Raw genomic sequence first — 13351 nt, 5'->3', positions numbered from 1 at the left:
TAATGCAGTAAGTGGAACTGTTGATTTAAGGTTAGAACTCTATCTGTTCCAACAATATTATTTCTATCGGCTAAGTAACGATTCCGTTTCCTTTCCGCTCCAAAATTTTGTCTTCCGTTTGGGCTGTGCTCAAATATTGTTTAATCTAAAATTTCATTAACATGGAAACAAAAGCAAAACAGAACGGTACAGTAAAAAGACAGACTGCAACCGTTAAAAAGGAAGTACAGAACAAGTTGACCAATGAGGCCATTGGAAAAACAGTAGCACCTGAAAAGAAAGTAACGGTTGAAAAGCCCGTTATCAACTTGGATGACCGCATCCAAAAGTTCGAGAAGCTCAGGGGATTGGCCACGCAACGTGAACGGTTAACGGAAACGTTGAACGAGCTGACCAAGTTCAATTACAACCAGGACGGTTCGAGTTCGTTCCATATCCGGGATTCCAGGCACTTGGAGTTCAAGACTACCAACTCCAACCTGATAAAGTTGGTCACTACGCACTTACAGTCCACTTTGGAACAGCGTAAGGCCGAAATTGAACAGGAGATTGTACAATTCGAGCTTTAATCTTAAAAGTCATCCAATGTGAAAGCCTGCTCCAAAAAGAGCAGGTTTTTCTTTTTATTCATACCAACAGATTATAATCGGAAAGTCAAAGCTTCGGTTTTCTTTACAGGATTTTCGGCAAAGCCTACTTGGGTCTTTGCTCGATAATCCCTAAAAACCTAGCTCCGCCTTGTACATTTTAAGGGGTTTATAATGGATAAAGCCTTTACCGTTTTTCGGGGCATCGAAAAACGGGCACAGTATAACCAATTCTAGATTAAACCCGATCGCTCATTTCGCTTAACTGCCGGTACGCTCAAATCACGAACGGCTTTAAAAGAATTGCTAATACTCCTATGGAACTTGTCAAGACCATGGCTGGTTTCAGTGAAAAATAAGGTTTCTACTTCCTTGAATCCGCCGAAAAGGCGGATTGCTACGTCGCAGATACTCCTGATTTATTCCCCGAAAGTCTTGACAAAACCCACTTTATCCATTGGTGCCATGCACGCAAGAAATCAAACAAACACCCCTTAAAATTCAATTGAAATGAAATCCAAAGGGGATTTATTAACCCCGTCTGCCGAAACAAGGCAGGCCTTTAAAACAATTCATTATGAGCAGTATTAAAAATCATGTACAGCTGATTGGGAACGTTGGACAGGAACCAACCATTACGAACCTTGAAAGCGGCAAAAAAGTAGCCCGTTTCTCATTGGCGACCAATGAGAACTACAAAGACGGAAAGGGCGAGAAACAGACCGATACCAATTGGCATACCGTCGTCGCTTGGGGCAAGGTTGCCGACATCATCGAAAAATATGTTGAAAAAGGCAAGGAAATCGGTGTGGTGGGCAAGTTAAAGACACGCACCTACACTATGGACGATGGCAACCAACGCTATGTTACCGAAGTGGTAGCCGATGAAATCCTATTGATGGGCAATAAGTAAAATGACAAAGAGGGTGTTCCCTTGGAAAGTAGCACCCTCTTTTTCATCACCCTTAACGATTAAATCAAAGACAATGAAGAACAAAGTTAACGAAATCAAGATAAGCTACAAGGAATATGTTTCTTCCCCCGCATGGCAAAAAATCCAAAACTCCCATGATGCGGCGGAACTCCTTTTCGACCTTTGGAACAAGGATTCCATAGAGGTACATGAGGCGTTCAAGGTGGCCCTGCTCAACAATGCCAATAAGGTAAAGGGCATTTATCAACTCTCCCAGGGAGGGATTACCGGAACCATTGTGGATATACGGTTGTTAATGGCCGTAGTACTGAAAAGTCTTACTGTCGCCATAATTCTTTGCCACAACCATCCATCCGGGCAGTTAAAGGTATCCAAATCGGATATCGACCTGACGGAGAAAATCAAAAAGGCTGCCCAGTATTTCGATATACGGGTACTCGACCATTTGATATTGACCCCTAACGGGGAATACTACAGCTTTGCGGACAATGGACTCCTTTAAAACCGTTCGGCCATGATAGAACTAAGCTATAACAATCTGGACGAGGAGACCCAAAACTACCTCCGTTCCCTTTCCAAAAGGGATGTGATAAGGCGTTTTGGCGGACAACTTTGGGAATATGCCCTAAAGTACCGATTGGACTATGATGAACTCATCGAAGAGGAAACCATACGGAATCTGTACAATTACAGGTATATTTTCAAAATCTGACATACCAAACAGCACCAAACAGGCCCATTTATTATGATGGGCTTTTTTTATGTGCAACCAGTTGAAAACCGTATCTTTAAAGCGTTGGACAGCAACATTTTTTTGGTCATTAACAATTCCGATTATCGGGCGATTTGACTTTCCTTGAATGACCAAATCCATAGAGATGTAACATAAAAGGCAACTGACTTTTTAGTCAGGTTGTTCGGAAAATTTTGGTCCCTGCGGGACGAAATTTGGAGAAGCAAGAGGGTAACACGCAGAGCGGTGTTACGGTTATTTGATTATTTGTAAGATTCTGAAATACAAGTATTTAAAATCCTGTAAATGATTGATTGCTAAGGGCTTTTACAGTAAATGCGGTCAGACAACCCATAAACAGGGAATTTTTTACAGTAAAAATGGAAGATGCATACCAAAAATATCGTTTTTCCGCTATCAGTATCAAAAAGGAAGTAGCGGCACGCTTTCGGGCATTTTCCCGTTTGGTGTCGGATTCCCATACCCGTACCTTGGAGGCCGTCATGGACTTTTTTGAACGGAACGACCTTTCGCCCAACGATGACCTGGGCATCAATAACAACCGTACCAACAAACGTATCAATGCCGTCATTGCCATTCTGAAGAACATCGAAAAGCAACAGACCCTGCCCACCAAGGTGATGTTGGACACCTTGTTCCAAGAAATGTCCCAAGTGGAAAATCAAGAAGCGGAAGAAAGCTTTGATTTCGGAACACCTGAACCTTTTAGCAGGGACAGGGAACTGGAGCATTACCAAAACCGCTATGAGGAAATGCGGCAACAGCTCGGTCAGTATAAAAACCGAGTGCAGAATGTAATGGAACAATTGACCTATGTAAAGGGAACATTCGGCAAAGGGCATTTTAAACTGGATATGGGGAAGGATGAATTTGAAAAACTTAAAAAAGAACTATAGGATGTACATCACCATCACAGCACAAAAAACTGATGGCAACTATGCCCAAAGCGCCGCAGACTTCGTTTCCTATCTCGAAAAGGAAAACGAGGGCAAGACCGTTGAAGAACAGGAGCATTTTTTCAATCAATATGGGGAGGAAATATCCGCGGAAGAGGTCATTAGGGAAATCGACGGGAACACGGCCAAGCTTAAAAAGACCGAACCCAAGTTCTATTCCATTACCCTCAACCCAAGTGCCTGGGAACTGAAAGCCATACAGGATTCACCAGAAGCCCTCAAACGCTATACAAGGGAAGCCATGAAGGAGTACGCCAAAGCTTTTAACCGGGAAATTGATGGAAAGCCAATAAACGTTAACGATATTAAGTACTATGCCAAGGTGGAGCGGCAGCGCACGTTCAAAGGGACGGACAAGGAAATCCGGGAGAACCAACCCTATGCGACACGAATATTGGAACTACGGAAAGATATTCGTAGCATCGAGGCAGGACAACAATCGGGCAATATCCGAAAACTGAAAAAGGAAATCCAAAAATTGGAGGCAACGGCCCCGTACCAATTGAACGGCAAACGTATCGTTCGGGGCATGGCAAAACCGGGACCGCAGAGTCATGTGCATATCATCGTCAGCCGTAAGGATGCAAGCAACCGTTTCAGCCTTTCCCCAGGGAGCAAGCACAAAGCTTCGGAAACGGTCATGCACGGTAAGTCCGTAAAACGGGGTTTTGATAGGGATACTTTCATTAAAAACTCGGAAAAGACCTTTGATACCTTATTCAAATACCGGCGCAACTACGTGGAGACCTATACCGCCCGTAAGACTTTTTTAAAAGACCCAAAACTGTATTTCTCCATGATTACCAAATTGCCGACCAATGAAAAGGCAGTGGCCTTTAAATTGCTTCAAAAATCCGGGGTGAATACCGCATTATTGAGCATCCCTACGAACAAGCTCCAGCTCACCATAAAGGCCATCAACCAACTGAAAAAGGGAATCGGTAAGGCCATAGAATCAGGCTCCATCGGGATATGAACTGGCAATGGGAACATATCGCCCTTTATATTGTCGTGCCAGTTCTGTTCGGGTGCACGGTACTTTATGCACTGTTCTTTGCGGATGAAAAGAAGCCAAAGGATAAAAAGTACCGGGTACGTTTCAAGCTGAAAAACGGTAGGTTCAAAATCGATAATATCCGCCGGGGAGCTTCCATCATCGGTTCGGCGGGAAGTGGAAAAACTAAAAGTGTCATCTATAATTTTTTACAGCATTTCAGCAATCATGGTTTTTGTGGGGTCATCCATGATTATAAGGATTTTGAACTCACCGAAATCGCCTATCCGCTGTTCCGAGAGAAAAATATAAAATTCTATACCATTGCCTTTGACCAAATCCATTATCGGGTCAATCCCATTGCTCCAAAGTATTTGCCGAACGAGGAAAGTGTCAATGAAGTATCTCGGGTACTGATGGAAAACCTATTGGAACAGAACCTTTCCGAAAACAGCGGAAGCAACAAGTTTTTTTCCGATGCCGTGGAAGGATTGTTGAGCGGTATGATTTGGAAGATGAAAACAGCATACCCTGATTTTTGTACCCTGCCCCACATCATCGCCCTGTTCCAATCGCTCAATACCAAAAAGTTGGTCGCTTTCCTGAAATCGGATTTGACCTCCCAAAGTATGGCCAGTGCCTTTATCAATGGTATCGAATCGGAAAAACAGACCGCTGGGGTAAAAAGTACCTTGGCCAATGCCTTTAAAAAAATCAGTTCGCAAAAACTGTTCTATGTACTATCCAAAGATGAAGTGTCTTTGGACATCAACAATCCCAAAAATCCAGCGGTCATTTCCTTGGTCAACCATCCAAAATACGATGCGGTCTATTCGCCCGTAATCGCACTGATATTGCATACCATCATCAAACAGATGAGTGTGCGAGATAGGGATTCTTCCTTTTTGTTGATGGAAGAAGCCCCTACCTTAAAATTGCCCAATATGCACCGTATCCCTGCAACGTTACGCAGCTATGATATCTGTACGGTCTATGTGATGCAGGACAAAATCCAGAATGATTTGCTTTATGGTGAAAAGGCCAGCAAGGTCATTTTGAGCAATCTATCCTATCAGTTCTTTGGAAAGGTGAACGACCCTGATACGGCCAAATACTATGAACGCTTTTTTGAGATTATCAAAACGCCGACCAAGAGCATCAGTAAAAGTAGTGGGTTGAGTTTTGAGAGCCGTATCACCAAAGGAGAAAGGGAAGTATCCAAACGACGGGCGGATGTTTTCTTTAGATTGAAACAGGGGGAGTTCATTGCCTTTGCAGATGGTAAAGACAAAAAATTGAAATTTACTCTTCAACATACTCAAAAGAAATTACCTCAAATAAACACGGAAGCCTCAGAAACTGAAATCATCCTACAATTTGAGAAAAAGTATAGGCAAGTTGCTGAAATAATAAGTACCAAACAATCTTAATAGCTTTTGTTTTGTTTGATTTTCATAATTTTGTAAAATGAAAACTAAAGAAACTTTAAAGGATTTTTATAAGATACATAATCATGACTTTTCAAAGGTTGGGCAGTTCAATGTTTTTGAAAGAGGAGGCTTTGCTTGCAGTACAACATCGTTGCTGCCCAACAGAAGAGACTTTTATAAAATATCCCTAATAATCAAAGGCAGCGGTGTAATGGGCGTGGCAGATCAAGCCATAGACATTAATGGCAACGCCTTGCTTTTTATGAATCCATTGGTTCCTTTTTCATGGGAAGCCAATAGCGATGAACAAACCGGATATTTTTGTTTGTTTACGGAGGAGTTTGTAAACCAAAGCCTTAAAAATGAAAGTCTTTCAAAATCGCCATTGTTCAAGGCAGGAGGCGACCATATCTTTTTCCCAGATTCAACAAGTATGGATTTACTTGCCAATGTGTTCAAGAATATGTTGAAAGAAATGCAGTCTGGGTATGCAAATAAATATGAATTATTAAGGAGTTATATCCAGATAATAATGCACGAGGCAATGAAAATACAGCCAGCAGAGGCCTATTACAAGCCTGCCAATGCTGCCGAACGAATAACAGGACTGTTCTTTGAGTTACTCGAAAGACAATACCCGATAGACGCACCTAGTCAAATTATTGTATTGAAAAATGCCAATGAATTTGCGACTCAGCTAAATATCCATACCAACCATTTAAACAGGGCCCTTAAAGAGACAACAGGAAAAACCACTACTGAATTAATAGCAGAAAGAATGCTAAAAGAAGCTAAGGCCCTGTTGCAGTTCAGTAATTGGGATATTGCGGAAATAGCTTATTGTTTGGGATTTGAACATGCACCCAATTTTAATGTTTTTTTCAAAAGACAGACTGCGCAATCTCCTTTACAATATCGGAAGGAGATAGTTTCTGTTTAATAATTATTTGTTTGATTTAAATAATTTTTAAAAAATTACCATATCTAATTTTGCTTCATAAAATTTTAATTTATGAAAGCAATACAATTAGATAATTATGGTATAGATAATTTAAAACTAACAGATATACCGACACCTAATATTGGTGAGAATGATGTACTGGTCAAAACTACAGCCGCTTCGTTACAGTATCTTGACCTTATCCTAACAGAAAACACTGCTGGATTTACCATTCCCCTTCCGTTCGTTCCAGTTTCTGAAGGAGTGGGCAGGGTGGAACAAGTAGGCAAAAATGTTACCCGTTGGAAAAAAGGTGACCGTGTCATCATCCCATTCATTACGAGATGGGAAGCTGGACAAATTACCCCATATCATAATGCTTTAAGGACAGGCATGCAGACATCAGGAACATTGGTCGAATTTACCGTTCAACCAGAAAACACTTTAGTTCGCACGCCTACAAATCTCACGGATGAAGAAGCAGCCGCTTTGTCGGTAGCCGGTCTTACAGCCTGGGCAAGTTTGGTGTCGCAAGCCAATATCAAAGCAGGACAAGCCCTTTTGGTTCAGGGAAGTGGAGGCGTTTCCTTATTTGCCTTACAGATTGCCAAAGCTTTTGGATTAAAGGTGATTGCGACTACCGGAAGCAAAGAAAAGGAACGAATGCTCAAAGCCTTGGGAGCGGATGAAGTCATCAACTACAAAGATTTTCCCCAATGGAGTGATGAAGTAAAACGCCTGAACCACGGCATTGGCGTGGATGCGACATTGGATGTAGGTGGAAATGAAACAATTCAGCAAAGTATACTTTCCGTGAAAGAACACGGTTATGTAGGCCTTATTGGCTTTCTATCGGGAAGCCAACTGACGTTTGACATTGTTCCACTTATCATGAATTATATCCGTTTGCAAGGGTATTCCGTAGGAAGCGCACAAGAGCTTAACGAGCTAGTAAATGCCGTTGAAAAGAACAACATAAAACCCGTAATAGATAGTGTCTTCCCAATAGAGCAAACACAGGCAGCCTTTATGAAGCTCAAATCAGGAAAAGCATTCGGGAAAATTGTAATCAAACTATAAAACGAATAAAAATAAACAGATGAAATACAGAAAATTAGGAAATACGGAAGAAGCGCTATCTGCTTTAGGATTGGGATGTATGGGAATGAGTTTTGCTTATGGACCTACCGACGATACAGAAAGTATGGCCACTTTGCACAAAGCTCTGGACTTGGGGGTTAATTTTTGGGATACCGCCGATATGTATGCCAATGGAGCTAATGAAAAATTGATTTCAAAAGTACTGACACCTAATCGGGATAAAGTTTTTATTGCAACCAAATTTGGATTTCGCTTTAAGGACGGTATTGCGGGGGTTAGTGGTACACCAACCACTTATTTTGATGGCTCTCCTAAATATGTAAAGGAAGCCGTGGAACAGAGCCTTAAACGCTTAAAAATCGAGGCAATAGACTTATACTATGCCCATCGTATCGACCCGAATATTCCTGTAGAAGATATGGTAGGGGCTATGGCCGATTTAGTGGCTGAGGGCAAGGTTCGGTACTTGGGCTTAAGCGAAGCTTCAGCAAACTCTATAAGAAAAGCACATGCAGTACATCCTATTGCTGCCTTACAGAGCGAATACTCTTTATTGACAAGAGATGTGGAGGGAGAAATTCTAAACACGACAAGAGAACTTGGTATATCACTTGTTCCTTATTCACCTTTGGCAAGGGGCTTGGTTACCAACACCCAAAAAGTCGAAGCATTTGAAAATGGCGATTTCAGAAAAACTCTGCCCCGTTATCAAAAAGAATATGCCGAAAACAATAATCGACTCGTTACCGAATTTGCACAAATTGCTATGGAAAAAGAATGCACTCCTGCCCAATTGGCCTTAGCCTGGGTTTTGGCACAAGGCAGAGATATTATCCCGATTCCAGGGACAAAAAAAAGGAAATACCTTGAAGAAAATGCGTTGGCAGTAGCTATTGACCTCACTACTGATGAACTTCAGGCAATAGATGCGATTGTATCCAAATACCCTAATATAGGAGCAAGATATAGTGAAGGAGCGCTGAAACTGGTCAACAATTAATCGAATTGCTACTTTTTAAAAACTAGAATTCATATGAAAATAAAAAGCAAAAACAGCATCATCCTTTTGATAATCCTTTTTGGATTTAAAATATACTCACAGCAAGTTACCAATGGATTTTCGATGCCAGAAAGTGTAGTATCCAATGGCAGTCGCTTTTTCGTATCCAACCAAGGACAGGATTTTATGAATAAAGACGGCGACGGATTTATTAGTGAAGTTTCAGCTGACGGAAGATTGATTGACCTTAAATTTCTTCCCAAAGATGGAGTGTTGAATGCCCCCAAAGGAATGGCCATTGCTAAGAATATTCTTTATGTGGCCGACCTTGATAGAATTGTGGGCTTTGACCTGAAAAATGGAAAGACAGTATTCGAGCTGAAAATAGATGGCGCACAATTGCTCAACGATATATGTTTAATGAATGAAGACTTTATTGGAGTCACAGAAACCGTTTCCGGCACCATATACAACATAGGTCTAAAACAAAAATCTGTTGAAATTGTTGGTCATATACCTACTGTAAATGGTATTGCCTATAATAAAGTCACAGAACAGCTTGTGGTATGCACTAATGGAGTTAATTACGGGGAGGGGGCTATATACCTTTACTCTAAATCAGAAAACAATTTCTATAGACTACCAAATATTACAAATGGCTTTTATGATGGTATAGAATGGGTAGATGACAGCCATTTATTGATTTCCGATTGGATAACCTTTCCAACCAATGGAAAAGGGAAACTATGGGTTTACGATTTGGACGCCAAGACCTCTAAATTTTATTTCGTAGAAGAAAGTGTAGCAGATATCTATTTCGACCATGTCACATCTAAGGTTTACATGCCCCAAATGTTGCACAACCGCTTATTGGTTTCTCCATTATCACAAATTGAAAACGAAAAAAAATCCAATACACTGTACAACTATGGGGTCATAGATGGATTCATAGGTGGGCTTTATGAGGGCTCCCTTCCCATAAAATCATTATATCTGAATGGAGATTTTGGTCTGGGAGCTCCCGATATGCTCGACGGGGAACTGACAATGCTTGACGGACAAGCATATCAAACCAATTCTACAGGTGAAACCAAGAAACTGCCCAATGACCATAAAACATCTTTTGCCTCCGTCACTTTCTTTGCCCCAGAAAATATTTTGGTTCAAGATGGGCAACAGGATAAAGCTGCAACGTTGGATTATATAGTAAGTAGGCTATCAAATAAAAATGGAATGTATGCCATACAAATATCAGGTTCTTTTAAATACATAAAAACAAGGGCATTCCCTCCAGTGGACAAAAAGCCTCATCCAAAACTATCTGATATATTGGACAGACAGGAGTTTTTCGAATACCGCGATATTGATGGAACATTGGTAGGTTTTTTACTGCCCGATTACCTGAACGGAATCAATGCTTCCGGTTTCCATTTTCATTTTCTTTCCGAGGACAGAAAATCCGGAGGACATATTTTGGAGTTCATCGGACAAAATTTAAAAATCGAAATAGACGAATTACAGGATTTTAAGCTCGATGTTCCCTTCGATGCCAATTTCAAGAATTACAATTTCAGCAAAAAGGACAATGAAGCTCTAGAGAAGGTAGAAAAAGGTAAGGAATAGGTAGGACGAAATCATGATAATCAATCCTCAAAGCCACTTTTATAGAGGTGCAATTTTTCTTTTTAAGTAAGAAGCCAAATAATTAGGTCGTTAGTTTTATAATAGCTTATATTTGTGACTGAACGGTCAGTCATATGAATAATAAAGAAAAAATAATCCAAGCAGCTTTAGAACTTTTTGCAAGTAATGGGTACGCCGAAACTTCAATAGATAAAATAGCGAAACGAGCAAATGTATCTAAGGGGCTAACGTACACTCATTTTAAAAACAAGGAAGACCTATTGGTGGTTACCATTGAGAATACAATTACCAAAATGACCTCCAAACTATTGGAAAGAGAGGATATAGACTTCCGTTTTTTCTTTAAAATGTATTTTAAAAGCCTCATTAAAAACACCCAAATAATCAGGCTTTGCGTCCTTTTGGTAGCACATCCGCAAACACCTTCAAAGATAAGTGCGCTACTAGATAAACAGAAGCATGAATTGTTGGAACTGTTTTCGGGTTTGTTGCAAAATAAATTTAAGGAGAATGCCAAAATTGAGGCAGAAATTTTATTGGCCACCATAGATGGTATTACCCTGGAATATGTAACGAATCCAAATCCAAAAAATCTAAAGAAAGTACTCCAATATTTAATCGAAAAATACGCATAATGAATGCTACCATAAAAGTAATACTAACAGCACTATTATTATTCATAGTTGCACATCCGTATTTTCAGGAAGGAGAAATTTCTGGAGGTTTAAATGAATTAAAGTATTTGGGTACAATTCCGAGTATTTTATTGGTTATGGCTTTTTTCGTAGCCATTGCATTTTATTGTAGGTCTTTACAAAATGTATTGAGAAAAGTAAAGCCTGAGAACAGAACCAGAAAACCTAACAGTGTTTGGTTTATGTATTTAATACCATTCAATTTTATAGAAGATTTCTTCATTGTAATTGATGTCGCCCATTCATTAAAAAATGAAATGCAAACCAATAAGAATCTGATACGGTTCGGTGATTTTGGTTTAACATTAGGTATAGGGTGGTCAGTTGCCCAATTATTCTCATTTATCCCAAATATTACGGGACAAATATCTGGAGTCATAGGATTGGTTTTATGGATAATCCATTGGGTTGTAATCCATAGAATAAGCAAAGAACTAATACCTGAGCGTAAAACAAATTAATTATGGAAAAATACATTGATGCAACCGAAAATGCAGGCAAAGAATTCTATATGAACTTCATTGGAAAAGGAAAGATTGTAATGCTCAATCTATTAAAGTTCAAACCAAAAGCGGACTATACTGATTTTGAATCTTTGAAACCTAAAGATGAGATTTCAGGGGAAGAGGCTTATAAAATATACATGGGCAATACAATTGAAGAACTGAATAAAAAGAATAGTCGCATACTATTTTACGGGAAGAGTAAGAGCTTCCTAATTGGACCTGAATTCGAAAAATGGGATGCTGTTTTGTTGGTTGAACATCAATCCGTTGAGACTTTTATGGAGTTCTCTAAAAGCGAAGCATATTTTGACAATGTTGGCCATAGAGCTGCCGCATTGGAAGATTCAAGGTTATTACCAAGTAATGAAATAAGCACCCCTTAAAAAAATAGATTAATCATGAACATCTCCAAAAATTGGTTTCTCGATGAATTCAAACAAATAGGTAAAGACTATGCAGACCAATCTGAGGTTGATGTATATGAATCAAGTCATGCCCAATTTCGTGATATATACCAGGAAAGTATTGATTTATTGAAAACCTTAAACCCTTCACAAGAGGATAAATTAATAGACTTTGGATGTGGAACAGGCATATTCGCCATTGAAAGTGCCAAGGTCTGCAATAAGGTTTATGCAGTTGACATATCTACAGAAATGTTGCATTATGCACAGAAAAAGGCAACGCAAATAGATATCCATAACATCGAATTTTGTCACTCGGGATTTCTCAATTTCGAAATTGAAGATAACTCGGTAAACTACATAACGACCACTTTTTCATTCCATCACTTACCGGATTATTGGAAAGGGATAGCCCTTAACAGAATGTATAATATGTTGAAGCCAAGAGGCATCTTATACATTAAAGATGTTGTTATTTCAGAAAAAAATTCTTTAGTGAACATTCAAAATTTTATTGATGCTCAAACGGAGATGGGAGGTGATTTTTTAAAAGAAGATGCCGAAATCCATTTCAAAGAAGAGTTTTCAACTTATGATTGGATTCTGGAGGGATTAGTGAGTCGTTCCGGTTTTAAAATCACATCCAAAAAAGTAGAATTAGGATTAATTGCAGCGTATATCTGCATAAAAGAATAAGAGCATGAATAAAGAGTTTGCCCTTAAATTTTCTAGGGAATGGGTTGAATCATGGAATTCGCATGATATAGACTTAATATTAAGTCATTATACCGAAGATTTTGAAATAGAGTCGCCTTTGGCAAAGCAACGATTTCCCAAAAGTGATGGCTTAATTAAAGGCAAAGAAGCCGTAAAAGAATATTGGACTTGGGGTTTGGAGTTGAATCCGGATTTGGAGTTTGAAATTATCGATGTGCTATGTGGAGTAACCACAATATCAATATACTACTTAAGCAAAAGCAGTAATGTGAATGTGGTTGAAATGATGACGTTCAATGAAGACTCAAAAGTTATTAAAGCAACCGTAAATTATTCCTAATTCCAATGATTTATCTAACACAATTAATTTTCGTTAAAGAAGGTAAGGAAGCTGTTTTTCATCAATTTGAAGAAATAGCAATTCCTATAATGGCTGATTATAATGGCAAAGTGGTGTACCGGATAAGACCAGGTAAAGAATCATTCGTCTCTTATGAAGAAGAACAGCCCTATGAAATACATTTTATTTCTTTTGAATTAGAACAAGATTTTAAGAACTTCCTAAAAGACCCACGGAGGGAAGAATTTATGTATTTGAAAGAAGAAGCTATCAAATCGACTTTTTTAGTAAAAGGAACCAAAATTTAAGTACATTTTTTGAAATGTATAGAGAATAAAAGTAAGGTCAT

At 39.3% G+C, this 13351-nt stretch carries 17 protein-coding genes; all 17 read left to right on the top strand.

Annotated elements, in window-relative coordinates:
* Window positions 1–161: 161 nt before the first annotated feature.
* The 17 genes from J0656_RS18770 to J0656_RS18690 all read left to right on the top strand — a co-directional run bounded on the left by J0656_RS18770 (window position 162) and on the right by J0656_RS18690 (window position 13310).
* Window positions 162–569 (top strand): hypothetical protein, encoded by a 408-nt coding sequence (locus tag J0656_RS18770; RefSeq protein WP_207036673.1) that lies wholly within the window; start codon window positions 162–164, stop codon window positions 567–569.
* A gap of 595 nt (window positions 570–1164) precedes the next feature.
* Window positions 1165–1500, top strand: a complete 336-nt coding sequence (locus tag J0656_RS18765; protein ID WP_207036671.1) for a single-stranded DNA-binding protein — start codon at window positions 1165–1167, stop codon at window positions 1498–1500.
* Between the two features lie 73 nt (window positions 1501–1573).
* Entirely contained in the window at window positions 1574–2023 is a 450-nt protein-coding gene (locus tag J0656_RS18760; RefSeq protein WP_207036669.1) for a JAB domain-containing protein, read from the top strand.
* Window positions 2024–2035: 12 nt separating this feature from the next.
* Window positions 2036–2233, top strand: coding sequence for a hypothetical protein (locus J0656_RS18755; protein ID WP_207036667.1), 198 nt, complete (start codon window positions 2036–2038; stop codon window positions 2231–2233).
* Between the two features lie 401 nt (window positions 2234–2634).
* A complete protein-coding gene (locus J0656_RS18750) occupies window positions 2635–3171 on the top strand; it encodes a BfmA/BtgA family mobilization protein (RefSeq protein ID WP_207036665.1) in 537 nt (178 codons plus the stop codon).
* 1 nt (window position 3172) lies between these two features.
* Complete coding sequence (mobB, locus tag J0656_RS18745) at window positions 3173–4207, top strand: MobB family relaxase (RefSeq protein ID WP_207036663.1); 1035 nt, start codon at window positions 3173–3175, stop codon at window positions 4205–4207.
* Window positions 4204–5655, top strand: coding sequence for a type IV secretory system conjugative DNA transfer family protein (locus J0656_RS18740; protein WP_207036661.1), 1452 nt, complete (start codon window positions 4204–4206; stop codon window positions 5653–5655). The genes mobB and J0656_RS18740 overlap by 4 nt, the downstream gene beginning before the upstream one ends.
* Window positions 5656–5692: 37 nt before the next feature.
* Window positions 5693–6595 carry an AraC family transcriptional regulator gene (locus J0656_RS18735; RefSeq protein WP_207036658.1) on the top strand — a complete coding sequence of 301 codons (903 nt, stop codon included), beginning with the start codon at window positions 5693–5695 and terminating at the stop codon, window positions 6593–6595.
* Between the two features lie 72 nt (window positions 6596–6667).
* Complete coding sequence (locus J0656_RS18730) at window positions 6668–7675, top strand: zinc-dependent alcohol dehydrogenase family protein (protein WP_207036656.1); 1008 nt, start codon at window positions 6668–6670, stop codon at window positions 7673–7675.
* A gap of 19 nt (window positions 7676–7694) precedes the next feature.
* On the top strand, window positions 7695–8696 hold the full coding sequence (locus J0656_RS18725; RefSeq protein WP_207036654.1) for an aldo/keto reductase: 1002 nt from the start codon (window positions 7695–7697) through the stop codon (window positions 8694–8696).
* Between the two features lie 33 nt (window positions 8697–8729).
* Window positions 8730–10319, top strand: a complete 1590-nt coding sequence (budA, locus tag J0656_RS20245; protein WP_237688993.1) for an acetolactate decarboxylase — start codon at window positions 8730–8732, stop codon at window positions 10317–10319.
* Between the two features lie 134 nt (window positions 10320–10453).
* Window positions 10454–10975: a TetR/AcrR family transcriptional regulator gene (locus J0656_RS18715; RefSeq protein ID WP_207036652.1), complete on the top strand. Its 522-nt coding sequence runs from the start codon at window positions 10454–10456 to the stop codon at window positions 10973–10975.
* Window positions 10975–11496: a hypothetical protein gene (locus tag J0656_RS18710; protein WP_207036650.1), complete on the top strand. Its 522-nt coding sequence runs from the start codon at window positions 10975–10977 to the stop codon at window positions 11494–11496. Before J0656_RS18715 ends, J0656_RS18710 begins: the two co-directional genes overlap by 1 nt.
* Window positions 11497–11498: 2 nt before the next feature.
* Window positions 11499–11924 carry a DUF1330 domain-containing protein gene (locus tag J0656_RS18705; RefSeq protein WP_207036648.1) on the top strand — a complete coding sequence of 142 codons (426 nt, stop codon included), beginning with the start codon at window positions 11499–11501 and terminating at the stop codon, window positions 11922–11924.
* Between the two features lie 15 nt (window positions 11925–11939).
* On the top strand, window positions 11940–12641 hold the full coding sequence (locus tag J0656_RS18700; protein ID WP_207036646.1) for a class I SAM-dependent methyltransferase: 702 nt from the start codon (window positions 11940–11942) through the stop codon (window positions 12639–12641).
* 4 nt (window positions 12642–12645) lie between these two features.
* Window positions 12646–13002 carry a nuclear transport factor 2 family protein gene (locus J0656_RS18695; RefSeq protein ID WP_207036644.1) on the top strand — a complete coding sequence of 119 codons (357 nt, stop codon included), beginning with the start codon at window positions 12646–12648 and terminating at the stop codon, window positions 13000–13002.
* Window positions 13003–13007: 5 nt separating this feature from the next.
* Window positions 13008–13310, top strand: coding sequence for a hypothetical protein (locus J0656_RS18690; protein ID WP_207036643.1), 303 nt, complete (start codon window positions 13008–13010; stop codon window positions 13308–13310).
* Window positions 13311–13351 lie beyond the last annotated feature (41 nt).

The sequence above is a fragment of the Flagellimonas aurea genome (assembly GCF_017313785.1).
GTDB lineage: Bacteria > Bacteroidota > Bacteroidia > Flavobacteriales > Flavobacteriaceae > Flagellimonas > Flagellimonas aurea.
Note: the sequence above shows the minus strand (reverse complement) of the source record. Positions and strands in the feature narration are given on the sequence as shown.